A 24,417-nucleotide genomic window follows, 5' to 3' on the forward strand; every position below is an offset into this window, starting at 1 on the left:
ATACGGGTACGGGGACAAGCCGGTCCATGTTCGACGCGTTCCGTGAGGACCGGCGAGCCATCGAAGGACTGCCCATCAGACTGGTCATCGCACTCGTCATCGGCGTCGCCAGTCTGAGCGTGATGATGAACATGCTGAGCGGCATCCAAGGACTATCGACGACGGAACTCGACGTTCGACCAGAACCGGAGGTCATCGGGCCGGGCGAGGAGTCGCTGGAACTGACCGTCGTCGGCGCCGACGGGTCGAGCGTCGCGGACGCGACGGTGCTGGTGACGGCGGGAAGCGCCGACCTCGATGGGGTGCAGACGGAAACGACTGACAAGGACGGAACGGCGACCGTCTCGGTGGAGCCGACGCTCCGAGCGAATCAGGACGAAGGGACGTTGGTCATCGAGGTGAAACCGCCGGCGGGGAGCGGCTACGTCGACCGCCGCGGCAACACGAAGGTGCTGGTGGTGCGAGACGGTTAGCGCCGGTGGTGGCCGCGGCCGCCGTCGAGCCGGCTGTCCCAGTCTATCCACTCGTGTTCCCAGCCCGTCGGCGCGAAATAGCCCTGTTGGCCGAACTCGCGGTCCTCGCGCTCGGTCCGGTTGCGGGTGACGCCGCCAGCCTGTTCGCCGTCGACGAGTAGCGGGGCGAGCGTCGCCGTGCCGAACTCCTCGACGACGGCGAACCCCTCGGGCGAGTCGTCGGGGGCGAGGGCGACGAGCGTCGGGTCGGGCGTCCCCATCGGCATCACGATTCGGCCGTCCGGAGCGAGTTGGTCGAGAAGCGCGCGCGGCGGGCGCACCGCCGCCGCCTCGACGAGGACGCGGTCGAAGGGGGCATACTCCGGTAGCCCGTCGGCGCCGTCACGGCAGTCGACGAGGACGCCCTCGTAGCCGGCTTGCCGGAGGTTCCGCCGGGCGTCGAGAACGAGCCGGCGCGAGATATCGACCGCGTGGACGTGTCGGTCGCCGACGAGTTCGGCGAGTAGCGCCGCCGTGTAGCCGACGCCCACGCCGACGACGAGGACCGAATCGCCGTCGTCGACGTCGAGAGCGCCGAGCAGTCGGGCGACGGTCCGGGGAGCGAGGACCGTCGTCCCGGCGTGGTCGGTCGCGCGGTTGTCATACGGCCGGTCCTCGACGAAGACGTGCCGGGGGACCGTCCGCATGGCCACGCCCAGCGATTCGTCGAGGTCGTCGAGCGTGTGGTCGAGGCCGTCGACCATGTCCTCGCGCAACACTGCGGGGTCCATAGCAAGAGGCTGGGTATCGGTGCTTATGAAGCGTGCGTTCGGGACCGTCTCACCACGCCGACCACGCCGTCGACGTCACGTCACGAGCGTACACCCGCTTGACGTCTTTGGCGAAGACGGTGTCGCCCTCGTGGTCGAGTTTCTCGAAGCGATACTCCGGGGCGTCGTCACGGACCTGCACGCCCGTGATTTCGAACTCCTCGTCGCCGAAATCGGCGGTGTCGCCGACGACGAACTCGTGGTCGCCGGGGACGGAGACGGTGACGCTCCGCGAGTCGTCGCGCCGGCCGTCGTTCGGGTGGACGGTCACGTTGACGCGGACGTTGTCGACGGCGCGGGTCCAGAGCGTCTCGACGTCTTCGAGCGTCGCCTCCTCGACGCGCCGGTCGTCGGCGAGTTCGATGGCGGTGACCCGAACCTGCATGATGGCTTCGGCCGTGTCGACGACGAACTCGTCGCCGTGTTCGACGGTGTCTGCGGCCGGGACGTCGACAGTCGTCGTCAGCGATTCGTCGCCCTGCGAGACGACGACGTCGAGTTCGATTTCGCGGGGTGGGTCGTACCGCTCTTTGTGGACGTGGCCACACTCCGTACAGCGGACGGTGACGTTGCCGCCGGGTTTCAGTACCTCGTGAACCGTCGCCTCGTCGGAGGCACAGGACGGACAGGCGAGAGCGACGCGGTCACCCGCGTCGGGACCGGGATGAGTCATACAGGGTCGTAGCCGGTCAGGCGGTAAAAATCCGCCCTTCCGGCGCGCCGACGCTCAGAAGGGGGTCGGCGTCCTCAGTCCGAATCGACCAGCAACCCGACCGAGTCGAACGCCGAACAGACGGGACACCGGCCGGTCGAGTCGAAATCGGGGGCCGGTTTGACCTTGCCGCAGTTGTCACAGCGGTCGGTCGGGGGATGGTCGACCGCCGCGACGCGGGCGTTGTGACTCTCGACGACCCAGTGTTCGACCCCCGGCCACAGCGCCTGCAGCATGTCGGCGAGGTAGTAGTGAAAGCTCTGCTCGTCGGCCAGCCAATCCCACGGGTTCTCGGTCCGGTCACGGAGCGTCTGTCCGGTCTTGCCGTATCGGTACAGGAACAGTTCTCGTTTGGAGAGAAAGACGAGCGGGTAGCGATAGGCGTAGGGACCGAGCGAGTGCTCGGGAATCGACTGCCGGCGAACGGTCGCGCCGGTGAACCACTCGTTGAGAATCCCGCCGAGAAGCTCCGTCGTGTGGACGCCGGTGAGAATCGCGTCGGCGCCTACCTCCTCGGCGACCCGTTCGAGCATTCGCTGGTTGACGTTGGGCGCGAGCGAGCCGAGGGTCGGGGCGTGGTCGGTGGCTTCCAGCGCGCGCATCGCCGCCGTCGGCGTGTCGGTGAGCCCGTACGTGTCCGCGATGGTCTCGCTCTCGACGAATCGGTGGTCGAAGCCGAGCGACTCGACCATCTCGGCGATGTCGGCGGACGACCGGGCGTCCTCGACGGGGATGAAGTCGGCGACGGTCACGGCCGTCAGGTCGAAGGTCGGCAGGTCGTCTCGAATCGCCGCCAACCCACGGAGGAGCGCGGAGCTATCCAGCCCACCCGAAGCGCCGAGGACGAGCGACTCGCCCTCGGAGATAAGGTCGAAGTGCCGAATCGTATCCAGCAGGCGCGCCTCGACGGCGGCCTGATGGTCGTCGAGCGACCGGGCGGTCGTAGAGGAATCGAGTCCGCCCGTCTCGCCGAACGTGAGTCGTCGGTCGACGTGCGCGGCGTCGTCGCCGACGGGGTCGAACGCCGACCGAATCCGGTCGAGGTCGTACCCTTCGAGCAACCGCGCCTCGTACGAGCGGTCGGGGTCGATTCGGTGGTCGGCGGAGACGGGCGACCCGTCCGCGATGACGACGACGGACGGCGGCGGAATGCGCGCGCTCAACAACACCGACCCGACCGACGCCCCGGGGCGAGCGGGAAGCCGTTCCGTGGTCCCGTCTCGCTCTCGAACCATCAGTTCGTGCATGTCACTACCGAATCGATGGCACGAAATAAAATCGGGGGACGGCCGCGCTCAGTCCTTGCAGAGAGACGGCTTCCGGTCTTCCATCCGAATGCGGTCGGATTCGCTCTCTTTGCGCATCTCTATCTCGTCGCGAATCTGCTCGATGGAGTCGGACATCGCAGTCGAATACACACAGCGTAGAAACAAAAATATTCTGTCACTTATAAGGAGCGTGTCAACCTCCGTTCAGAAATCGAGCGGGGAGCGTCAAGAGTAGAGATGTGTCTCCGGGCTGGGGCGGCACAAAAAATGCGTGACCGGATTCAGTCCATGCAGAGAGACGGCTTCCGGTCCTCCATCCGGATGCGGTCGGACTCGGTCTCTTTGCGCGTCTCTATCTCGTCACGAATCTGCTCAATGGAGTCGGACATTGCAATAGAACGTACGCATCGTAGACATAAAAATATTCTGTCACTTATAAGGGGACGTGTCATCTCTGTTTAGAAAGGTCTGTCATGCGGGGGCATAGACAACGGGTATGTACCTCTCCGAGCAGTTCGAGACGTTCGCGGGGTGGTGCTCGTCCGGGGCGCCGCTGTACGAGCGTCTCGCCCGAATCACTGCTCGACACCGGGAGCTGATTTCGCTGGCCGCGACGGCGCCCGAGGGCCGTGCCGTGCCGCCGCTGTTTCTGGCGAGCGTCCACGCGCCCCTACTCGACGGCGTGGAGCACCCGCTCCGGGAGTACTACCCAAGCTGTGTCGACACGCCGAAACAGCCGGACGACGACCTGTCGCCCGTGTTCCGGCATTTCTGCCGGACGTACCGTGACCGAATCGAGGACCACCTCCAGACGCGGCGCGTCCAGACGAACGAAATCGGGCGATGTGCGGTTCTCTACCCCGCGCTCGCACACGTCACGCGACTCGTCGACGGCCCGCTCGCGCTCGTCGACGTCGGCGCCAGCACCGGTCTCAACCTGCTGGTCGACGAGTACGCGTATCAGTATCCCGACTACGGCCGGTACGGCGCCGACGACTCCCCGGTGATGATAACTACCACCGTGCGCGACGACGGGTTCCCGCCGGCTCTCGAACGCGGCGACGAACCGGCCATCGCGAGTCGCGTCGGCATCGATATCGACCCGCCCGCCCTCGACGACGAAGCGGACCGCCGGTGGCTGCGTGCGCTGTTCTGGCCGGAGCACCAGCGCCGACGCGAGCGGTTCGAGAACGCCGTCGACGTGTGGCGCAAGCGTCGGCCACGGGTGGTCGAGGGCGACGCCATCGAGACGCTACCGGACGTCGTCGCTTCGATTCCGGACGAGCGCCCCGTCTGCGTCGTCAACACACAGGCGCTCTACCAGTTCGACGAGGCGGCGAGCGAGCGATTTCGGTCGACGCTCCGCGAGGTGGCGGCCGACCGGACCCTCCACTGGCTCTCGGGCGAGACGCAGACGCCGACCACCGAGGCCCCGACGATGCGTCACGCCCGCGTCTCGGCTGATTCGGAATCTGTCGAGTTGGACTCACTCGCCACCTATCACGCCCACGGACGATGGCTGCGCTGGGACGCCGACGCCTGATTACGGCGGGAGCCGCGCGGTCCGTTCGAGTCCCTCCGCGTCGACCTGCCGGACGAACAGCGAGCCGTCGTCGGCGAGCGTCACCGTCGCGTACGCGCCGACGCCCCTATCGCTCGCCGACTTGTTGAACGCGTCCACCGTGACGTGAGCAACGCCGTCTATCATCCGGAAGTCCGCCTCGTGGAGGTGGGCGTTGAACACCGCCCGAACCCCGTCGTCAAGCATCGGTTCGACGGCCCCTTTGTTGCCACAGAACGCCACCTCCGGCCGGTCGGAGAACCAGTAGTTGTCGTCGAGCGAGTGGTAGTGAATCGGGTGGTGGACGAACACGAGCGCGTTACTTCGACTGTCAAGTACCCCATCGAGAAACGCCAACTGCTCGGCGTCGAGTTCGCCCCGCCCGTCGCCCAGTCGGGGCGCGGAGGAGTCGAGAAAGACCAGCGGTCCATCGGCGCCGTAGCGCTCGTTTCCGAGCAGGTCGGTGACCCGCTCTCGCGAGAGGGCCGCGACGTCGTGGTTACCGAGCAGCCAGCGAACCGGCGTCGAGAACTCGTCGAGGACGTCGACGGCCCGACGGACGTTTCGGGCGTCGGCCTCCGGCGATACGTCCTGCACCACGTCGCCCAGTATTACCAGCCGGTCCGGGTCGTGCCGGCGCTCGATTCGGTCGACCGTCTCGCGGAGTTCGTCCAGAATCCGGTCGGCGCTGTCGGCGTCGAGATGCAGGTCCGCGAGGACCGCCACCTCCAGCGACATCAGTCCGAGTCGTCGGCGTCGGGGTTGACGGACGCGACGTCGATGGCGTAGTAGACGGTGTCGATGCCCTCGCCCCGGTCGTCGGGGATGGTTTCGATGCGCTCGAACCCGAGGTCACGGAGCAAGGTGAGATGCGAGTCGTTCGTACTCCACGTCCGGGTCGCCACGTAGGGGAGTTCGAGCGCCGGCGGCAACTCCGTCAGCAAGGCTCGATAGAGGGCAGTCGCAACTCCCTGCCGGCGGTGGGACTCGTCGACGATTATCGTCGAGACGTAGTTCGCCGGCGTGTAGCCGTCGAGCGCGTCGGCAGTGTAGTCGTGACGGAACGAGAGGAAGCCAGCCAGCGACTCGTCCGCCCACGCGAGAAGGAACGTCTGCTCGATGCACTGCTGGTAGTAGGTGTCGAGGTCGTCGCCGTCCGTGTCGTCCAAGTCGTCGGTCTGGGTGGTTCCCTCCCGGCCGGCCAACGGCGGAACGAACTCGTCGCTCGCCTCGCGGAGCAGGCGCCGCACCTCGTCGCCGGCGTCGCTCGCGTCCCGGCGGAGTTCGATATCGACCATCATCACGTACTCCCCGCGGTGGTCGCGATGACGTACAGTCGGTCGGTGTTGATGCTCTCTATCGAGCGCTCGCTCGCGATGTCGCGAAACCGCTGGACGAAGGCCCGCTCCTCGGTGTCGTCGAGCTGGTGGCGGTAGGGGGCGAGGCCCGCCTCCGCGAAGTCGTCGACGATTGTCTCGGGGACGTCCGAGGCGATGCGCTCTATCTCCAGCACCTCGAAGTCGTGGGATTCGAGCAGCGACTCCATGCGCGAGACGGTGTGGTAGACGAGCGGGTACGAGAAGTCCTCGAACTTCTCCTCGAAGCCGAGTTGTCGGTAGGCGGTGCGGGCGTCCTCGCGAAGCTCCGTGTAACACCCCTCGTGGCCCTGATGGATGGCGAGCAAGCCACCGGTCCGAAGCATCTCCCGCATGTTGTCGTAGGCGTCGGCTTGGTCTTGGACCCAGTGGAGCGCCGAGTTCGAAAACAGGATGTCGAAGGTGAGGTCGGGCGTGTAGTTCTGGATGCCGACCGTCTGGTACTCGATGTCGCCAGCCTCGCTGTGGTGTTCCCGCGCTCGCTCGACCATCGACCGCTGGGAGTCGATGCCGATGACCTCCGCATCGGGGTAGAACTCAGCGAGTTCCTCGGTCACCGACCCGTCGCCACAGCCGATATCGAGGATACGCTGGGGGTTGAGGTCACGCCGCTGGGCGTAGCCGAGCAGTTGCGTGATGAGGCGCTGGGCCTGCTCTTGCTGGGTGTCCTTGTGTGCGGCGTACCCCTTCGCGTCGAGCATCTCCGCGTCGGTGTTCAGCCGGCTGAAACACTCGCTGGCGAAGTAGTGTAACAGCGCGCGGTCACGACGGACATCGGGGTCGGAGTAGGCCTGAATGAAAAACGGGAGCGCTTCGGTGAACTCCTCGTTCTTGTAGTGGCGGGCGGCCTCGTTGAACTCCGCGATGTACTCGGCGTCGAACTCGCGGTGGTCACACATCTGGTAGGTGTCGACCCGCTCGTAGATGCCCTGCAGTCGCTGGTCGGGGATGAGTCGGAACGAACACGGCACGACGCCGTCGTCGACGCGCATCCGCGTTTCGCGGTCGAGCAGGACCGGCACGTCGAACTTCTTACATAGGTCCTGCAGTCGCGCCGCGACGTTGACACAGCGGCCGACGACGGTGTCGTCGACGCCGGCGAGGTCGATTCGGTGGACCGAGCCGCTGGCCAGCCCGATACCCACGTCGGGTTCGATGGCACAGCGCTCGGAAATCTCCGGAATCTTGTCGTAGAGCATCGTCTGGGCGCACTGGACCGCCCTGACGGCGGGCGCCACGTCGGACTCGTCGGTGAACAGCGCCATCAGCCCGTCGCCGATGAGTTTGTCTATCGTCCCGTCGTGTTCCGTGACGGCGTCGCGAAGCCCCGTCATCGTCTCGTCGAGAAGGGAGTGGACGTCCTCGGCGTCGTAAAACTCCAGCAGTCGCGTGAAGTTCCGCAGGTCGGCGAAAAGAACCGCAATCTCGTCGGCATCCCCAGAGGCCGGCGGCCGGTCTGGCATGGTGGTCCAGTAGAGCCGACCGGCGAACATAAAGGCGTTGCCGGGGCCGAGTGACTACAGCAGGTCGGCGACGGGTAGCGCCGCGAGCGAGAGCACCGCCAAGAACAGGAGGAACACGGCCGCGATGCGGAGGTAGGCGATACCGCGGGCCGTGTGCAGCGCCTTGATTCGGGCGACGTACTTGTAGTTGAACAGGCGCGCGCGCTCGAACTGTGCGTGTGTCTCGATGTCGATATCGGGGTTGTAGCGGTCGAGCCACGCCTCGAACTCCCGGTCGAGGGCCTCGACATCGTCCACGTCCGCGGCGTGTTCGAACTGAGAGAGGTCGAGACTGTCGGCCCCGACGAAGGGAACCCACGGCCGGTCCAAAAACGCCGCCCCCACGTCGGCGCCGTAAAAGGCCCGCGGGAACAGCGAGCGCGAGAGGTGATAGACGCTCAGGACCGTCGCGAGCATACAGAGGGCGGCGAGGGCGCCAAACACCAGTTGAACGCGGGGGAAGCCGGACAGGCGACCGTAGCCGAAGCCAGTCCACACCCCCAGCGCGCTCATGAGGAACGTGATGGCGACTATCATGGTGTCGCAGATGCTGTCGAGGTCGGTGATGGACTGGAACGTCTCATCAGCCTCCTGACTGGCGATGGCGGTCGACTCGTCCGATGAACGGTCCGCGCCCGACATGGTGAAAGGCCGATTGCGACCGGACTAAGGTCTTTCTCCGGGACAACCCTCAAGGGACGACACGTCGACCTCCGCCCATGACGAACACCGACGAGCGGCCCCGGATTCGCGACCTCGGAGTCACCCCAGGAGTGTTGCCGACGGGCGACGACAACGCCCTCACCGACGTGCCGCCCGTACGCGTCGGACACGTGTCTCGGTCGCCGGAGCGCGACGACGAGTCGACGGACGTCCGCACGGGCGTGACCGCCATCCACCCACACGAGGGAAACGTCTTCGAGCGACCGGTCCGGGCCGCCGCACACGTCATCAACGGCCACGGGAAGGTGGTCGGTCTCCCGCAGGTTCGGGAAGTCGGCGAGATAGAGACGCCGATTGCGCTCACGAACACGCTCAACGTCTGGCGCGTCGCGGACGCACTCGTCGACGCGACGCTCGAATCGAATCCGGACGCGCTGTCGATAAACCCCGTGGTCGGCGAGTGCAACGACGGCGCTATCAACGACGTCCAAGCGCGCCACGTCACACCGGAGCACGTCCACGCCGCGCTCGACGGGGCGACGGAGTCGAACCGGGAGGAGGGGTCGGTCGGCGCCGGCGTCGGGATGGCGAGTTTCGGGTGGAAATCCGGTATCGGAACCGCCTCCCGACGAATCGACCTCGGCGGAGCCACCTACACGGTCGGTGCGCTCGTCCTGTCGAACACGGGCGAACCGGGCGACCTGCGAATCGGGGGCACCCCGGTCGGGGAGGCGTTGACGCCGCCGACGGAGACGGCGCGGGCCGGCGGGTCGATGGTCGCCGTCCTCGCCACCGACGCCCCGCTCTCGGTGAGCCAACTCGAACGCGTGGCGCGCCGGGGCGAGGCGGGACTCGGCCGCACGGGCGCCATCGCCGGCCACCGCACGGGCGATTTCGTCGTCGCGTTCTCGACGGCAGAGGCCACCACGTTCGACGGCGACCTCAGACCGGCGTTCCGGGGTGCCGTCGAGGCCGTCGAGGAGTCGATTTACAACTCGCTCGTGCGCGCGACGACCGTCGTCGGGAAGGAAGGCGCGACGTTTACCGCCCTGCCGCTGGACGACCTTCGGTCGCTGCTCGATTCCTGACCGGCTACGGCGTCGGGAGGGCTATTTCGTCGCCATCGACGTAGACGGTCGGGTCGCGGGCCACGCAGTCGAGATGTAACGGCGCCTCGGTGTCGCCGCCGATGGTTGAGTCGTCGCCGATGGCGACGTGGACGGTTCCGGCGGCCTTCTCGTCGATGAGCGCGGACCCGAGGAGGTCAGTCACGCCGACGTTCGTCCCGATACCGAGTTCGGCGAAGTTGGTGGCGGCGCGGCCGACTTCGGCCTCGCCGGCCTCAACTTGCTCGCGGATGACATCGTCGGAGATGTGGGTGACGTAGCCGTCCTCGACCTCGAACCGAATCGGGTCGTCGATGAGGCCGTGAGACATTATCGTCCCGTCGACGATGTAGGTCCCCTCGGCGGTTTCGGGGCTGACGAACACCTCGCCGGCGGGGAGATTCGAGAAGCCGCCTGCGTCGTGAACCATCCCCGTATCGGTCCGCCACTCGCGAGCGCCGGGTTCGACGGTGAGGTCGGTGCCCGCGGGCGTCGTGACCCGAATCTCGTCGGCGTCTGCCACCTGGTCCAGCACCTCGCGACAGTGGCGGGCGATGGTCTCGTAGTCGGCGTCGAGGCCGGCTATCATCACGTCCTCGGTGACGCCGGGGAGAGTTGCGGCGCGGGTGCCGCCGTCACAGGCCTCGCGCCGGGCGCGCGTGTGACTCAGGCTCTTTGTCGTCGGCGCGAGGACGACGTCGGCGCCGGCCATCGCCGCCGCGACGGGCGCGGGGGGTTCGGTGCCGTGTTGCTCACCCGGCGGATACCGCAGGAGCACGGCGTCGTCGGTCACGTCGCTAGCCACGTCGTAGAGCGCCTCGCCAATGGACAGGCGTTCGTCGTCGGTAACGACGGCACACGCCTCCTCGCTACCGAGGGCCATGCACTGATGCACCGCCGTCTCGGCGGCCTCGCGAAGTGCGTCGGTCATGTGTTCGTGGATGCGTGGATTGGGGTTAGCCCTTGTGGACCGATACTGTTCTGAGTAGTGCGCTCGAACTGAAGACACCTCGAAAGCCCCGACTCGCTGGAGTCGGGGGTAGCGAGGCGGCAGAGCCGCTCGAAGCCGCGCACGGCAAGCCGTGCGCGCCCCTCGTTGCGCTCCTCGGCCTTCGGCCTGCGGTGCTTACGTCAGCCGCCTTCCTCCAGCAGCGAGGGAGCTTCGCTCCCTCGGGCAACCGGGCGGCGAAGCCGCCCGGTGACGAGTCGCCCCTTTCAGTCCCATCCAGCGGTGGCCAGTTGGCCAGCCGATGCGGGTGGGACTGAAAGGGGCCGTCCGTTCGCCAGCCGAGACGACGTAAGCACCGCAACGTAGTGAGGAGCGCAGCGAGTCGCAGGCGGCGAACGGGCGGGGGCTTTCGAAGAGGTTTCAGTTACGCCTGCGTATCTGGATACGACTCGTTGCACCGCGGCTCGAAACGATTATGCCCGTCGCTACGCGACTGCGCGGTATGACACAGGTCGGCGTCAACGGGTACGGAACCATCGGCAAACGCGTCGCTGACGCGGTTGCGGCACAACCGGATATGGACCTCGTCGGCGTCGCCAAGACCCGCCCCAACTTCGAGGCGGAGACGGCGGCGCGCAAGGGCTACCCCCTCTACGCCGCGATTCCCGAGCGAATGGACCAGTTCGCCGAGGCGGGACTCGACCTCGCCGGCGAAGTCGAGGACCTCGTCGCCGACTCCGACGTGGTCGTCGACTGCACGCCCTCGGGCATCGGCGCCGAGAACCGCTCGCTCTACGCGGAGCACGACACCCCCGCGATTTTCCAGGGTGGCGAGGACGCCGACGTGGCCGAGGTGAGCTTCAACGCTCGCGCCAACTTCGAGGACGCGGTCGGTGCCAACTCCGCGCGCGTCGTCTCCTGTAACACCACCGGCCTCTCCCGAATTCTCGCGCCGCTGGACGAAACCTACGGCGTCGAGAAGGCACGCGTCACGCTAGTTCGGCGCGGCGGCGACCCCGGACAGACCGGGCGCGGCCCCATCGACGACATCCTGCCCGACCCGGTGACCATCCCCTCGCATCACGGCCCGGACGTGAACACCATCTTCCCCGACCTCGATATCGACACGCTGGGGATGAAGGTGCCGGCGACGCTGATGCACACCCACAGCGTCAACGTGACGCTCGAATCGTCGCCCGACGCCGACGAGGTGCGCGACCTGTTCGCCGACGAGACGCGCCTCTTCCTCATCCCCTCGGGCGCCGACATCGACGGCTCGGGGAAACTCAAGGAGTTCGCTCACGACGCCGGCCGGCCGCGGGGCGACCTCTGGGAGAACTGCATCTGGTCGGAGTCGCTCACCGTCGAGGACCGCGACCTCTACCTGTTTCAGGCGATTCACCAAGAAAGCGACGTGGTGCCGGAAAACGTCGACGCCGTCCGCGCGCTCCGCGGCGACGACGACGCCGCCGAGAGCCGCGCGACGACCGAGGAATCGATGGGTATCGGTATCGATTACTGAGACGCGACTTACTGGTCGACGCCGGATTCGACGCGCTCGCAGGAACGCGTCAGGGCGTCGACGCCGGGGAGCGACTGGCCGGTGAGCGCCCGGACGTAGGCGCCGCCAGCGATGGAGACGTGTGAGAAGTACTCCTCGTCGAGGCCGTAGAGTTCGATTGCGCGAGAGGTGTCGCCGCCGCCGATGACGGAGAAGCAGTCGGTCGTGGCGATGGTTTCGAGGACGCCGACGGTGCCAGTAGAGAACCGCTCGTCCTCGAAGACGCCGAGAGCGCCCTTGACGAAGACGGCCGCCGAGTCCTCGATGACGTCGCCGTAGCGCTCGACGGTCGTCGACCCGACGTCGAGCAACGGGAAGTCCTTCTCTATGTCATCGGTGACGGGCATCTCCGCGCGTTCGTCGTCGTCGTTCTCGTAGGCCAAGTCGACGGGGAGCGTGATTCGGTCGCCCCGTTCCGCGAGGAGTTCGCGAATGCGGTCCTCGTTGTCCTCCCACTGGTGGTCGTAGAGTTCGGTCCCGCCGACGTCGTAGCCGACGTCGTAGCCCGCGGCCCGCAGGAAGAGTTCGCCCACGATGCCCCCGAGGAGGTAGTGGTCGATGGCTTCGTCGAGCGCGCTCATCACGTCGATGACGTCGGTGGCTTTCGCGCCGCCGAGCACCATCGTCACCTGCCCGTCGAACTCCCGGCTGGCGATGCTGGTGTTTGCCTCGTACTCCGCCTCCATGACTCGCCCGGCGTAGGCGGGGAGAACGAGCGGGAAGCCGACCAGCGAGGCGTGCGAGCGGTGGGCCGCCGAGTAGGCGTCGTTGACGTAGCAGTCGAACTCGGGGGCGAGCGACTGGACGAACTCGCTGTCGGCGTGTTCCGCGGCCGGCTTCTCGGGGAGTTCGTCGTCGCACATCCGAACGTTTTCCAGCAGCAGTACCTCGCCGGCGTCGAGCGACCGGATGGCGTCGATGGCCACGTCGCCGTGGATGTCGTCGACGAATCCGACCGGCGTCTCGACGTACTCGGCGAGCAGGTCCGCGTGCTGGTCGAGCGAGACGAAGGAGTCTCGGCCCGGCCGACCCTGATGGGCCATGACGACGACGCGGTGGCCGTCCTCGACGAGTTCCCGTACGGTCCGGGCGTGACGCGCGAATCGGCGGTTATCCTTGACGATGCCGTCCTCGACCGGCGAGTTGAGGTCGAGCCGAACGAGGACGCGATTCCCGGACCCAAGCTCGTCGAGCGTCTTGAACATGTCCCTCGTCTCTCCGAACGACGGTCGAGTATTTCAAACGGGCGATTCCGCCCGAACAATCGTGTCATTGCGTGCCGTGAGTGATATCGAGTGTCGTGTCACTCCCTACCGAGGACAGAAAGCTTTTGAGAGGGTGCGGCTTAGGTGCGGCCATGAGAGGCGACGACCGTGACGACCCGTTCGGCGACATTTTCGACGAAATCGAACGGATGATGAACGAAATGGCCGGAAACAGCTCCGGTGCCGTGAGCGACGGCTCCGGGTTCACCTCCGAGACGCACGTCGATATCTACGAGGCCGACGACCAGATTCGACTCGTCGCCGACCTCCCCGGCGTCGAGAAAGACGCCATCGAGCTGAAATGTGACGGGGAGACCCTCACCATCAGCGCCGCCTCCGCGCACCGCGAGTTCGACGAGCGCATCCGCCTCCCCACCCGCGTGGACGAACACTCCGCGTCGGCCAGTTTCAACAACGGGATTCTGGAAGTCACCGTCGACAAAGTCGACGACTCCGCCGCCATCGACGTCGAGTGACTACTCCGCCGTCGCTCTGACGAGCGCCGCCAACCGGTCGTAGAAGTCGGGAACGTACTTCGTCGCGGCGTCGACCGTCGGCCGCGCGTTCGTCTCCGCGACGACGACCCGGTCGGCCGTCGCGAGGAGGTCAACCCCGAGATACGACACGTCGAGCGCCGCCGCCGCCCGTTCGGCGAGGCGGCGGTACTCCGGGGGCAGGTCGACGCCCGTCGCTTCCGCGCCCCGGTGGACGTTGTGCTTCCAGCGCCCCGCGTCGCGGGCGTCGGCCGGCAGTTCGCGCTCGACCGCCCCCGCGTACGACCCGTCGACGACCATCACCCGGTAGTCGCGGGCGTCGGGCAGATACTCTTGGAGGAGGTAGGTCTTGTCGCCCGTGGCGCGGTAGTCGTGAATCAGGTCGAGATAGTCCGCGATGCCGAGCAACGAGTCGATGTCGGTCGCTTTCGCCACGCCCGTCCCCCGCGTCGTGGAGTTGGGCTTGATGACGACCGGCCAGTCGAAGTCGGCGACGGCGTCGACGAGCGTTGCCTCGTCGACCGGACTCGACACCATCGTCGTCTGCGGGACGGGAAGCCCGGCGGCGCCGAGTCTGGCCACGACGCCACCCTTGTTCCGAGAGGTGAGGACAGTCTCGCGGTCGTTCACCCACGGGAGGTCGTGCAGCGCCGAGAGGGCGTCGCCCGCGGGCGTCTGTGAGGGGTAGACGAAGCCGACGTCGAAGGCGTCGGTCGGAGCGACGTCGAGACGGACCGTCCGGCCCGTGGCCGGGAGGTGACCCACCTCGATGTCACGGGCGGCGAGCGGGTCGCGCAGGCGGTCGAACGTCTCGGCCCGAGTGGTCAGCGCGAGCCGGAGCATACGCTCCCTGAGGTGGGTGGAGGGAAAAGTTCGCGGGTCGAGTCAGGCGACGAGCAGCTGCTCGCCCTTTTCGACGACGATGCGGCACGGCGGCGAAATCTTGTTGTAGGCGCGGCGGAAGGCGTCTTTGACCGTCGCGGCGTCTTCGGGGTCGCAGTAGCAGGTGAACACCGTCTCGTTGGCGTTGATGCGGGCGGCGGTGCCGACCGGCTTGCCGAACGCCTGTCGCATCCCGTCGGAGACACGGTCCGCACCCGCACCGGTCGCCTGCTTGTTCTCTCGGATGACCTGATGGGGGAACTTCCGAAGGACCATCTTGTAGTTGCCCTCACCAATCTCCTTCAGGAGACGACGGTTGGCGGAGAGACGCGAGGCTTCGAGGGCGCCGTGTCGAAGCTGGCACTCCTCCTCGACTTCGAGGCTGATGTGGACTTCGTAGTCGTCGGGGTCGGCCTGAAGGTCCCCCATGTTGTGCTGTGCAATCTTGGAGCCGGGAATGCCCGTAATGTACTCTCGTCGAGTGTACGAGGGCTTGTCGATTTCCCGGTACATCGAGGCAGGCTTGTCGGACATAGTTACTTGTCAGAACCGAAGCCGAGGCGGTGAATAAAGCCTTCGATGCCGTACGGGGGCTGTATCGCCCGTACGCACCCCGGCCTAGCCCGTGCTCTGCATCCCCGCCGCGATGCCTTTGACCGTCAGCCGGAGCGTCCGCTCCTCGGATGGCGAGCGGCCGTCCCGGGCCAGCAACCGCGTCTGCAGGAAGTTCAGGGGGTCGACGTAGGGGTCACGGCGGTCGATGCTCTCGCGGAGCCAGTCGCGCCGCAGCGGGTCGTCCCGGTCCATGATGTCGAGCGCGAGGTCGACGGCGCGGGTGTGCTCGTCGCGGATGCGCGGGAAGAAGCGCTCGCGGAGGTCCTCGGGCGCGAGCGACGCGTACTCCGCGGCAATCTCCATATCCGTCCGCGCCATCGCCTGCGCGGCGTTGTCGAGCGTCGTCCGGAAGAACGGCCAGCGCTCGTACATCCGCTGGAGCGTCTCCATCGACCCGCCGTCGTCGAGGTAGGCGTCGATACCCGTCGCCACCCCGTACCACCCGGGGATGATACACCGGGACTGCGTCCACGAGAACACCCATGGAATCGCGCGGAGGTCCTCGACGGTGCGCTCGCCGGAGCGCGACGCCGGCCGCGACCCGAGGTTGAGGTCCTCGATGACCGTAATCGGCGTCGCCGTCTCGAAGTAGGGGATGAAGCCCTCCGTCTCGAGGAGGTCCTGATACGCCGTCCGCGCCGCCGACGCCATCGTCTCCATCGCCTCGGTCCAGGCGTCGGGCGTCGGCCGGACGGGACCCGCCATCGACTGGTGCCGGGCGAGAATCTGGGCGTCCAGCATCCGTTCGAGGTTGCGCTCGGCGATGCGCGGGTTGCCGTACTTCTCCGCGATGGCTTCCCCCTGTTCGGTGAACTTGATTTCGCCCGTGACCGTCTCGATGGGGAGCGCGAGCATCGCCTCGTGCATCGGGCCGCCGCCCCGCGAGATTGAGCCGCCGCGACCGTGGAACAGCCGCATCTGCACGTCGTGTTCGTCGGTGATACGGGCGAGGCGCCGCTGGTTCCGGTAGAGACTCCAGTTCGCGGCGAGGAAGCCGTTTTCCTTGTTGGAGTCGGAGTACCCCAGCATTATCTCCTGTGTGGTGTCGCGGCAGTCGAGCGCCGCCGAATACGCCTCGTTCTCGAACAGCGTCCCCATGATGCGCCGCGCGCCGTCGAGGGCGCGTTCGGTTTCGAGCAGCGGCACCACGTCGAGCCCGCTGTATTCGGGGAGCGACACCACGCCGGCCTGGTCGGCCAAAAACAGCACTTCGAGGACGTGACTCGGCTCCTCGGTCATGCTGATGCAGTAGGTGTCGATGGCGTCGGTGCCGTACTCCCGTTGCCACTTCCGGAGCGCCTCGAAGCGCTCACACACCCGCTCGGTCGTCTCGCTCACGTCGCCCGGCTTGGCGAGGTCGACCACGTCGGCGTCCTGCATGATGGCCTCGGTGAGCACCTCGATGCGTTCGTCCTCGTCGCGGTCGGTGTAGTCGATGCCCTGTGCCGCCAGCAGGTCGCCGACGGCCTCGGTGTGGTTCTTCTGGTGGTCGCGCAGGTCGAGGCTCGCGAGCGAGAACCCGAACGTCTCGACCTTCCGAACGAGGGGCTGGACGTAGGAGTCGGCGATGGACTCGGCGTCGTTGAGTCGGAGGCTCTCGTCGATGGCTTCGAGGTCCTCGACCAGTTCCGCGGCGTCGTCGTACCCCCCGGGGCGAACGTCGTCGACGCGTTCCAGTCGCTCGCGCATCAGCCGCAGTTTCTGCCGGTAGAACTCGTGAGGGTAGCGCTCTTGGGCCTCGCTCGCCACCTCGGGGAAGCGCTCACGGTCGTCGAGCAACGCCGACTCGAATCGCTCGCCGGGCGTTATCCACGCCGCATCCTGACTCAGGATGCCCGAGAGCCGCTTCAGTTCGGCGCGGTAGCGTTCGAGGACGACCGACCGCTGGCGTTCGAGCGTCTCCGTCGTCACGTCGACGGTGACGGCGGGGTTGCCGTCGCGGTCACTCCCCGCCCACGACCGGAACTCGAACAGTTTCGGGACGTCGACCTCCGGATACGACTCCGCGAGCGTCTCCTCCAAATCGGCGTACACCTCGCCAACCACGTCGAAGAGGGTGTTCTCCAGATACCACTGGACGTTGCGCGCCTCGTCCTGTGGCTCCGGGGCGCGGTCACGGACGTGAGGCGTCTGCCACAGGCTCGTCACTTCGGCCTCCAGTTGGTCCCACGACTTCCGGCGCTCAACGTCGGTCAGCCGGCGCTCGTCCAGCGATTCGAGGAGCGAGGTTATCGTCCGGAGCTTGGCCTTGATGGTCTTGCGATTGGCCTCCGTGGGATGGGCGGTGAACGTCGGCTGAATGAGCACGTCATCGAGGACGCGCTGGACCGTCTCGGCGTCGGCGTCGCGTTCGAGCAGGGACGCGACCGTCTCGGTCTGGCTGTCCTCGATGCGCCCCTCCTGTTCGTCGCGGCGGATGGCGCGAACGCGCTCCCGTTCCTCCGCGAGATTGATGAGTTCGAAATACGCGGTGAACGCCCGCGCCGTCGCACCTTCGAGTTCAGGGTCGAGCGAGTCGAGCGTGTCCTGAAGTGGCTCGCGCGAAGGGAGCGAGCCGTCGCGATAGTCGATGGCCGCCGTTCGGAGGTCCTCGACCGCCTCGAACGCTTCCGTGGAGGACTGAGCCTCCAGTACGTCGCCGAGGAGGGCGCCGAGTTCGCGGACGTCCTGACGGACGGTCCGATGATGAAGGGTCATGAGATATGCGTACCGGTACCACACACATTAAACGCGCGGATGTGGCAGACCTGAGGGGAATCAGTCGTCCTCGGCGCCGTCGGGTGGCTCCCCCGTCGTCGGGTCGAGCGCGACGAACTCCAGCCCCTCCTCGTCGAGGAGCGAGGCCGCGCGGTCGGTGACGGAGGGCGCGACGAGGACGCCCCGAATCTCCGGCCCGTCGCCGAGTTCCCGGTCGAGAGCGTCGACGTAGCGCCGGAGTTGGCCGACCGCGTCCGGACCGACGCGCCGACGCTTCAACTCGACGACGACCGGTCGGCCGGCGTCGTCTTCGCCGAACACGTCCATCGGGCCGGCGGTCGTCTCTCGCTCGGTCGCAATCGGCTCGAAGCCGGCTTCGATTCGCTCGGGATGGGCGAGGACGTGTTCCTTGAGGTCGGCCTCGCTCCCCCGCAAATCGAGTTCGTCGGGGTCGGTCACGTCGTACGCGGCGAGGTGGGTGACGCGCTCGAAGCGCACGTCGAGCAGTTCCTCGGGCGAGCGACGGACGCTCCGCACCCGCAGTCGGCCGTCGCGGACGCTGGCGAAGTGGTCACAACCGGGTGGCTGCCAGTTGACGGGCGTCCGCCCCTCGTCGGTGTGAACGAGCGCCGACCCGTCGGGTTTGAGGAGGAGGAGTCGGTCACCGGGGCCGAGACTGCTCGACGCCCGACCCTCGTACTCGACGGTACAGCGGCCGAAGACAGTAATGAGGTCGCCGCGCTGGAAGGCGTCTTCGAGATGGGTGAGCGCGTCCCGGTGGGCGGGGCGATGGAGCGTCGTGACCGACATCGGTTCGGCGGCGGTACGCCGTCGGCGCACAAAAGGGGCGCGTCGCGGAGACGATGGCCACGGCATAAAAGCACAAATAGCCGCCACCCGTGTATCCGGCGAATGGGGCTGTTCGAACTCATCGCCGCCGTCGATGACGAGGCGAAGACGCTGACCGTCTGCAACCCCGAAGCGGGCGTGACGAGCGCGCTCCGCGAGCACTTCGCGGACCGAAACCTCGCCATCGAGCGCGCGGACGTCGACAGCGGCCCCCAGAACTACGCGGTGCTGAGTCACGGCGACCAGTTTCTGGCCGCCATCGACGTGAGCGACGTCCTCGCCGAGCAACCGGGCGTCGAACCGGGCTTCACCCGCGAGACGTACGACGCCGTCCTCGACGAACTCGACGAGACGATGTTCACGTCCTACGACACGGAGCGGATGGTCGCGGCCTCGAAGGAAATCGAGGACCGGGCGTGGCGCGGCGGGGCCGGCGAACTCCACGCCGGCTTCCAGACCTGCGGTCGGTTCGCCTCGCAGGCTGAAGCGTACGACCACATCGCGCAGCGTGACTCCCTCGCGGTCCACGTCTACGCGCACCCGGAGGGACAGGAAGACTTCACCCCGCCGTCGGCGCCGACGCTCCATCTCTCGACGGCGACGGAGATTCGCGACACGTGGTTCGTCGCCTACGACGGCGGCGGCGTCGACGCCGCGAAGTGCGCGCTCCTCGCGGAGGAGCGGCTTCCGGGGTCGTTCTACGGGTTCTGGACCTACGACGCCGAGACGGTCGACGACATCATCGACCACCTCCGGAGTACGTACGCGTGTCCCGAGGCCGACGGCACGGCGACGGACGGCGGCCCGAACGAGCGATAGGGTTCCAACTCTCGGAAGATTTTACCCGGTCCGGACGAGCGACGGCGTATGGACGCACACGTTCTCGACGACATCACCGTCGTCGACCTGACGACGTTCGTCACCGGTGGGTTCGCGACGCTGATGCTGGCGAATCAGGGCGCGGAGGTCATCAAGGTGGAACGGCCCGGCGCGGGCGACGACAACCGGCACTCGGGGCCGCCCTTCGTCGACCCCGACCCCGACTACGACGGGCCGGGCCGGACCGCCGACGAGAACGGCGAGTCGCCCTACTTCTGGACCATCAACTACGACAAACTGAGCGTCGAGTTCAACCTCAAGACCGAGTCGGGGCTGGAGGCCCTGTACGACCTCGTCGCGGAGGCAGACGTGGTCATCGAGAACTTCCGTCCCGGCACCGCAGAGCGCCTCGGCGTCGGCTACGACGACCTGCGCGACGTGAACGACGACCTCGTCTACTGCTCTATCTCCGCGTTCGGCGAGACGGGGCCGTGGAGCAGTCGCCCGGGCTACGACCTCCTCGTGCAGGGCACCAGCGGCATCATGTCCGTCACGGGGCCGGAGGACGGCGACCCGGTGAAGGTGGGCCTGCCCCAGACCGACCTCATCACGGCCATGTGGGCGGCGTTCGGCGTCGTCGGCGCGCTCTTCCGCCGCGAGCGAACCGGCGAGGGCGACCGAATCGAACTCGGGATGCACGACGCCGCGCTCCCGTGGCTGACCAAGCAGGCCGGCAAGGCCTTCGTCGGCGAGGAACCGACCCGGATGGGCACCAAAGACCCCGTTCTCGCCCCCTACCAGACCTACCCCACCGCCGACGGCTATCTCAACGTCGGCTGTGCGAACCAGAAACTGTGGGGCGAACTCTGTGCGGCGATTGGACGCCCGGACCTCGGCGACGACGACCGCTTCGCGTCGAACCCCGACCGCGTGGAGCACATGGACGAACTCGAAGCCGAACTGTCCGAGGTGTTCCGCGAGCGAACGACCGACGAGTGGGTGGAACTGCTGGCCGAGGACCACGGCCTCCCCGTCGCGCCGCTGTACGACGTGCCGAAAGCCCTCGACAACGAACAGACGGAGGCACGGGGCGTCGTCCGCGAAATCGAACACCCGGCGCTCGGCACCGTGCCCGTCATCGAACACCCGCTCAACTACGAGAACGCGACGGCGGGGTTCGAGGGGGCGCCGCCCCTACTCGGCGAGGACACCGAGGCGATACTCGGCGAACTCGGCTACGACGCCGCGGATATCGACGCCCTCCGAGACGAGGGCGCGATTCCGGACCGCTAGAGGCGGTCTGCGAGGTCGGCCGCGACGGCGTCGGTCGTCGAGTCGCCGCCCAAGTCGGGCGTGCGCGGCGCGCTCTCGTCGGCCAACTGTGCGGCCACCGCGTCCCACAGGGCCGCCGCCGCGTCGGCCTCGCCGAGCGTATCGAACATGAGCGACCCGGAGAGCACCGTCGCGAGCGGGTTCGCGACGCCCTCGCCCATGATGTCGAAGGCGCTGCCGTGGACGGGTTCGAACATCGAGGGGTGGTCGTGCCCGGGGTCGATGTTCGCGGAGGGCGCGAGGCCCATGCTGCCCGTGACGATGGCGCCGACGTCGGTGAGGATGTCGCCAAAGAGATTCGAGCAGACGACAACGTCGAACTCGTCGGGGCGCCGGACCATGTCCATGCTCGCGGCGTCGACGAGGAGGCGTTCCACCTCGACGCCGGGGTACTCCTCGCTCACCTCGTCGACGATGTCGTCCCAGAAGACCATCCCGTGGGCCTGCGCGTTGGATTTCGTGACGTTCGTCAGGTGGCCGTCACGCTCGGTCGCCGCCTCGAACGCCGCGCGGACGATGCGCTCGGTGCTGCGCCGGGTGTAGACGGCGCTCTGGACCGCTACCTCGTTCTCGAAGCCGACGTGTTCGCGCCCGCCGATGTCGGCGTACTCGCCCTCCGTGTTCTCGCGGAAGACGAGGATGTCGATGTCGCCGCCCGAATACCCCTTCAGCGGGCTGTCGACGCCGTCGAACAGCACCGCGGGCCGCTTGCAGATGGACTGGTCGAACCCCTTCCGAATGGGAAGTAGGAGACCGTTGAGCGTGACGTGGTCCGGCACGTCGGGGTGGCCGACGGCGCCGAGGAGGATGGCGTCGTGGTCGGCGAGGGCGTCCAGTCCGTCGTCGGGCATCATGGCCCCTTCCTCCAGATAGCGTTCGGTCCCCCAGTCGTAGCGCGTGGTGTCGATGTCGAACCCGTGGGTCGCGGCGACGTCGTCGAGAAGCGGTAGCGCCGCGTCGACGACGGTCGGTCCAATCCCGTCGCCGGGAATGAGCGCGATGTCGTACGTCATGCCCGAGGCGTCGGGGGACGGATACAAAAAGATGCAATACTCGGCGGAGTCCGGGGAGCACGCGCCGCGAACCCACCGGTGCGGCCGTCACACGGACTGGTCCGTCGTCGGCTATCGTGAGAGGAGGGCGTCAGGGGCGGCCACCGCCGGCGTTGTCCGAGTTGCCGGGGTCGCCGGACTCATCCGAACTTCCGGAGTCACCGGATTCACCCGCGTTTGCGGAGTCGCCGGACTCACCCGAGTTGCCCGCACTATTCGAGTTTCCCGAATCACCGGTCCCGTCGCTCTCGGAGTCACTCGATTCGCTCTCGTCGTTCGCGTTCCCCGAGTCGCTGGCGTTCCCGGTATCGTCAGAGGATTCCGACTCGCCCGCACCCTCAGAGTTACCGGAACCCGCGCCCTCCGGCTGTCCGGCCTCGTCCGGAGAACCGGTCGTCGAGCGGTTCGACGACTGGTTGGTGGGTGTGTTCGGCATCCGCGTCGCGTTGCTGGCGTTGTCGCGGCCGGCACCCGGGTCCTCGGGCGGTTCGCCGGCGCGTTCGTCAGCCTCGTCCGGGGGGCCGGTACCCGCGCCGTTGCCGGCGTTACCGCGGGCCGAGTCGGCGCGCCCCGCCGGCCCGGGACCGCTCCCGTTACCCGCGATGTCGCGGGCGATTTCGGCGATTTCCGGACCGGTGAGTTCGTCCGTATTCCGTTGCAGTTGGTCGATTTCCGTCCGGTTCACGCCGCGGGCTTCGAGGGCGGCGTCGGGCAGGTCACGGGAGACGCGTTCGCTCGTGTTGAGTTGTCGCTGAAGCGACTGCACCTGCGCGGCGGTGACGGCCATCCGCGCCCGGTACTCGCCGGGCGACATCTCGCCGGACTGGCGCGCCTCGCGGAGTTGGTCGCGTCGCTCTCGAAGCGTCTGGAGCCGTTCGCGGGCCGTGTTGAGTTCCGTCGCCACGACTGCCGCCTTCGAGTCGTTCGAGTCGGCGCTGGCGACACGCTGTTCCAACTCCCTGTCCTCTATCTCGCCGTCGAGTTCGGCGCCTTGGACGCCGACGACGCCGGCCAGTCGCTGGCCGGGTGCGACCGAGTCGTTCGATTCGTTCGACGCCGACTCGTTGGTCCCCGACGCGCCGTCGGCCGTTTGCTGTGCAACACGCTCCCCACCGGCCACCGTCGCTGCCGTCGTCGACCCGTCGAGGGCCGAGACGGGGACCGCCACCGCGCTGATGGCGACGGCGACGACGAGGGCGAACACGACGATATCCGGAACGTCACGACTCATCACATCTTGCGTACGAGCGACAACCCAATAAACCGCGACGAACCTCAAGTACGCTTAACCCGGATTAAATGGGCTCAAGCCAGCCCTGAAGGTTTCAGTCCTCCGACTCGTCGTCGGTCTCAGAGAGTTTCAACACGTTCTCCCGCCCGAGGCGGAAGCCTTCGAGGTCACCCTGCTCGCGCAGGTCACGGACTATCTGACTCGTCCGTGCCTCGGTCCAGTCGAACGCTTCGACGATTTCCTGCTGTTTGACTCGCCCACCCTGCTCGCGGACGAACTGGATGACGCGCTCCTCGTTGCTCAGCAGGTCGTCGGGCGGCGTCGACGTCCCGCCGGCGTCGGCTGTCGCCGCCCCGTCGGTGTCGGACGTGTCCTCGCCACCAGTCGAGTCGGGCGTGCTACCGCCGAACCGGTCGCGGTAGCGCCACGCGACGACGCCGGCGCCGACGAGTAGGAGTCCGACGCCGACGAGGGGAAGTATCGAGCCGTCGGCGCCCGGCGAGTCCGTCCCCGCCGAGGCTGGCTGGAGGACGACGCTCGGCTCGCCGGAGACGAAACTCGTCTCGGAGCCGCGCCAGACGACGGCGCCGTCCCGGCGCTCGTCGGGGTCGGGCGCGACGTCGGCTAGCGCGTAGGAACTGGGCCACTCGATGACGAGGCGAGTCCGCTGGTCGAGGAAGAGCCCCTCGATGGCGTCGCCGACACGGAGGGTGTCGCCGTCGACGGCGGCGAAGTTCTCCCACTGGAAGGTGTAGACGATGACGCCGTACTCCGGCGGGGTGCGGGTCTCCGCGCGCACGCTGAAGTCCGAGGCCGACATCTCGCGACCGGTAGCGTTCTCGGCCGCGGTGACCGTCGAGCGCATCCGCGAGGCGAAGCTATCGGAGAAGTTCGACGGGTTCGAGCGGATGTCGCTCTGGAGTGATTCGAACGCGTCGGACGTGTTCTCGTCGTCGAGCCGGGTCCAGTACTGGACGGACCACGTTGCAGAGCCGTTCTCATCGACGGAGACGATGAGCCGGACGGAGTCCGTCTCGACGCTCTGTTGGTGAACGGCGCCGCCATCGAACTGCGCCGGCGGCGACGACGACGCGAGCGCCCCGGCCGCCGGGACGACGGCGGACAACAGGAGCACCGCAACGACGACAGTCGTCACGAACCTATCGGATAGGGGCCTCGACATCTGGGTGTCCGTGGGTTT

The 24,417-nt window shown here is 67.3% G+C and carries 23 protein-coding genes; 7 read left to right on the forward strand and 16 right to left on the reverse strand.

Going from position 1 to position 24,417, the window contains the following annotated elements; translation table 11 throughout:
• Positions 1 to 26: 26 nt before the first annotated feature.
• Positions 27 to 473, forward strand: a complete 447-nt coding sequence (locus ACQUSQ_RS06590; protein ID WP_435067750.1) for a DUF7382 domain-containing protein — start codon at positions 27 to 29, stop codon at positions 471 to 473.
• On the opposite strand, the gene ACQUSQ_RS06595 is transcribed toward ACQUSQ_RS06590, so the two are convergent.
• The 3 genes from ACQUSQ_RS06595 to ACQUSQ_RS06605 form a co-directional block, all read right to left on the reverse strand.
• Positions 470 to 1,243, reverse strand: a complete 774-nt coding sequence (locus tag ACQUSQ_RS06595) for a protein-L-isoaspartate O-methyltransferase family protein (protein ID WP_435067751.1) — start codon at positions 1,241 to 1,243, stop codon at positions 470 to 472. The genes ACQUSQ_RS06590 and ACQUSQ_RS06595 overlap by 4 nt on opposite strands.
• A 49-nt stretch (positions 1,244 to 1,292) precedes the next feature.
• On the reverse strand, positions 1,293 to 1,955 hold the full coding sequence (locus tag ACQUSQ_RS06600; protein ID WP_435067752.1) for an HVO_0476 family zinc finger protein: 663 nt from the start codon (positions 1,953 to 1,955) through the stop codon (positions 1,293 to 1,295).
• Between the two features lie 74 nt (positions 1,956 to 2,029).
• On the reverse strand, positions 2,030 to 3,241 hold the full coding sequence (locus ACQUSQ_RS06605; RefSeq protein WP_435067753.1) for a hypothetical protein: 1,212 nt from the start codon (positions 3,239 to 3,241) through the stop codon (positions 2,030 to 2,032).
• Between the two features lie 517 nt (positions 3,242 to 3,758).
• On the opposite strand from ACQUSQ_RS06605, the gene ACQUSQ_RS06610 reads away from it, so the two are divergent.
• The gene (locus ACQUSQ_RS06610) at positions 3,759 to 4,805 is read left to right on the forward strand and encodes a DUF2332 domain-containing protein (RefSeq protein ID WP_435067754.1); all 1,047 of its coding nucleotides are present in this window, start codon (positions 3,759 to 3,761) and stop codon (positions 4,803 to 4,805) included.
• Here the strand turns inward: ACQUSQ_RS06610 and ACQUSQ_RS06615 are convergent, their stop codons facing one another.
• The 4 genes from ACQUSQ_RS06615 to ACQUSQ_RS06630 are packed head-to-tail and all read right to left on the reverse strand — an operon-like array spanning position 4,806 to position 8,343.
• Positions 4,806 to 5,561, reverse strand: coding sequence for a metallophosphoesterase family protein (locus ACQUSQ_RS06615; RefSeq protein WP_435067755.1), 756 nt, complete (start codon positions 5,559 to 5,561; stop codon positions 4,806 to 4,808).
• A complete protein-coding gene (locus ACQUSQ_RS06620) occupies positions 5,561 to 6,124 on the reverse strand; it encodes a GNAT family N-acetyltransferase (RefSeq protein WP_435067756.1) in 564 nt (187 codons plus the stop codon). Before ACQUSQ_RS06620 ends, ACQUSQ_RS06615 begins: the two co-directional genes overlap by 1 nt.
• Entirely contained in the window at positions 6,124 to 7,662 is a 1,539-nt protein-coding gene (locus ACQUSQ_RS06625; protein WP_435067757.1) for a methyltransferase domain-containing protein, read from the reverse strand. Before ACQUSQ_RS06625 ends, ACQUSQ_RS06620 begins: the two co-directional genes overlap by 1 nt.
• 54 nt (positions 7,663 to 7,716) lie before the next feature.
• On the reverse strand, positions 7,717 to 8,343 hold the full coding sequence (locus tag ACQUSQ_RS06630; protein WP_435067758.1) for a hypothetical protein: 627 nt from the start codon (positions 8,341 to 8,343) through the stop codon (positions 7,717 to 7,719).
• Positions 8,344 to 8,420: 77 nt separating this feature from the next.
• On the opposite strand from ACQUSQ_RS06630, the gene ACQUSQ_RS06635 reads away from it, so the two are divergent.
• Complete coding sequence (locus ACQUSQ_RS06635) at positions 8,421 to 9,452, forward strand: P1 family peptidase (RefSeq protein WP_435067759.1); 1,032 nt, start codon at positions 8,421 to 8,423, stop codon at positions 9,450 to 9,452.
• Positions 9,453 to 9,456: 4 nt separating this feature from the next.
• Here ACQUSQ_RS06635 and ACQUSQ_RS06640 read toward each other — a convergent pair whose 3' ends face one another.
• Positions 9,457 to 10,401 carry an aminopeptidase gene (locus ACQUSQ_RS06640; protein WP_435067760.1) on the reverse strand — a complete coding sequence of 315 codons (945 nt, stop codon included), beginning with the start codon at positions 10,399 to 10,401 and terminating at the stop codon, positions 9,457 to 9,459.
• 520 nt (positions 10,402 to 10,921) lie between these two features.
• Between ACQUSQ_RS06640 and ACQUSQ_RS06645 the strand changes: the two genes are divergently transcribed.
• Positions 10,922 to 11,941 carry a type II glyceraldehyde-3-phosphate dehydrogenase gene (locus ACQUSQ_RS06645; RefSeq protein WP_435067761.1) on the forward strand — a complete coding sequence of 340 codons (1,020 nt, stop codon included), beginning with the start codon at positions 10,922 to 10,924 and terminating at the stop codon, positions 11,939 to 11,941.
• Between the two features lie 8 nt (positions 11,942 to 11,949).
• Here the strand turns inward: ACQUSQ_RS06645 and ACQUSQ_RS06650 are convergent, their stop codons facing one another.
• On the reverse strand, positions 11,950 to 13,185 hold the full coding sequence (locus ACQUSQ_RS06650; RefSeq protein WP_435067762.1) for a phosphoglycerate kinase: 1,236 nt from the start codon (positions 13,183 to 13,185) through the stop codon (positions 11,950 to 11,952).
• A gap of 152 nt (positions 13,186 to 13,337) precedes the next feature.
• Between ACQUSQ_RS06650 and ACQUSQ_RS06655 the strand changes: the two genes are divergently transcribed.
• Positions 13,338 to 13,721: an Hsp20/alpha crystallin family protein gene (locus ACQUSQ_RS06655; RefSeq protein ID WP_435067763.1), complete on the forward strand. Its 384-nt coding sequence runs from the start codon at positions 13,338 to 13,340 to the stop codon at positions 13,719 to 13,721.
• On the opposite strand, the gene ACQUSQ_RS06660 is transcribed toward ACQUSQ_RS06655, so the two are convergent.
• The 4 genes from ACQUSQ_RS06660 to nucS all read right to left on the reverse strand — a co-directional run bounded on the left by ACQUSQ_RS06660 (position 13,722) and on the right by nucS (position 18,743).
• Positions 13,722 to 14,582, reverse strand: a complete 861-nt coding sequence (locus tag ACQUSQ_RS06660; RefSeq protein ID WP_435067764.1) for an ATP-grasp domain-containing protein — start codon at positions 14,580 to 14,582, stop codon at positions 13,722 to 13,724.
• A 42-nt stretch (positions 14,583 to 14,624) separates the two neighbouring features.
• The gene (locus ACQUSQ_RS06665) at positions 14,625 to 15,155 is read right to left on the reverse strand and encodes a 50S ribosomal protein L16 (protein WP_435067765.1); all 531 of its coding nucleotides are present in this window, start codon (positions 15,153 to 15,155) and stop codon (positions 14,625 to 14,627) included.
• Between the two features lie 84 nt (positions 15,156 to 15,239).
• A complete protein-coding gene (gene ppc, locus ACQUSQ_RS06670; RefSeq protein ID WP_435067766.1) occupies positions 15,240 to 17,933 on the reverse strand; it encodes a phosphoenolpyruvate carboxylase in 2,694 nt (897 codons plus the stop codon).
• Between the two features lie 60 nt (positions 17,934 to 17,993).
• Positions 17,994 to 18,743 carry an endonuclease NucS gene (nucS, locus tag ACQUSQ_RS06675; RefSeq protein WP_435067767.1) on the reverse strand — a complete coding sequence of 250 codons (750 nt, stop codon included), beginning with the start codon at positions 18,741 to 18,743 and terminating at the stop codon, positions 17,994 to 17,996.
• Between the two features lie 102 nt (positions 18,744 to 18,845).
• Here nucS and ACQUSQ_RS06680 point away from each other — a divergent pair, with 102 nt between their 5' ends.
• Entirely contained in the window at positions 18,846 to 19,601 is a 756-nt protein-coding gene (locus ACQUSQ_RS06680; RefSeq protein ID WP_435067768.1) for a DICT sensory domain-containing protein, read from the forward strand.
• A 48-nt stretch (positions 19,602 to 19,649) separates the two neighbouring features.
• Positions 19,650 to 20,894: a CaiB/BaiF CoA transferase family protein gene (locus tag ACQUSQ_RS06685; RefSeq protein WP_435067769.1), complete on the forward strand. Its 1,245-nt coding sequence runs from the start codon at positions 19,650 to 19,652 to the stop codon at positions 20,892 to 20,894.
• On the opposite strand, the gene ACQUSQ_RS06690 is transcribed toward ACQUSQ_RS06685, so the two are convergent.
• From ACQUSQ_RS06690 to ACQUSQ_RS06700, 3 genes are all read right to left on the reverse strand, one after another.
• Positions 20,891 to 21,946: an isocitrate/isopropylmalate dehydrogenase family protein gene (locus ACQUSQ_RS06690; RefSeq protein ID WP_435067770.1), complete on the reverse strand. Its 1,056-nt coding sequence runs from the start codon at positions 21,944 to 21,946 to the stop codon at positions 20,891 to 20,893. The two genes, ACQUSQ_RS06685 and ACQUSQ_RS06690, sit on opposite strands and share 4 nt — an antisense overlap.
• Before the next feature lie 130 nt (positions 21,947 to 22,076).
• Positions 22,077 to 23,216: a DUF7096 domain-containing protein gene (locus tag ACQUSQ_RS06695; protein ID WP_435067771.1), complete on the reverse strand. Its 1,140-nt coding sequence runs from the start codon at positions 23,214 to 23,216 to the stop codon at positions 22,077 to 22,079.
• A gap of 94 nt (positions 23,217 to 23,310) precedes the next feature.
• Entirely contained in the window at positions 23,311 to 24,372 is a 1,062-nt protein-coding gene (locus ACQUSQ_RS06700) for a helix-turn-helix transcriptional regulator (protein WP_435067772.1), read from the reverse strand.
• Positions 24,373 to 24,417: the final 45 nt, after the last annotated feature.

This window comes from Haloplanus sp. C73, assembly GCF_051195115.1.
Classification (GTDB): Archaea; Halobacteriota; Halobacteria; order Halobacteriales; family Haloferacaceae; genus Haloplanus.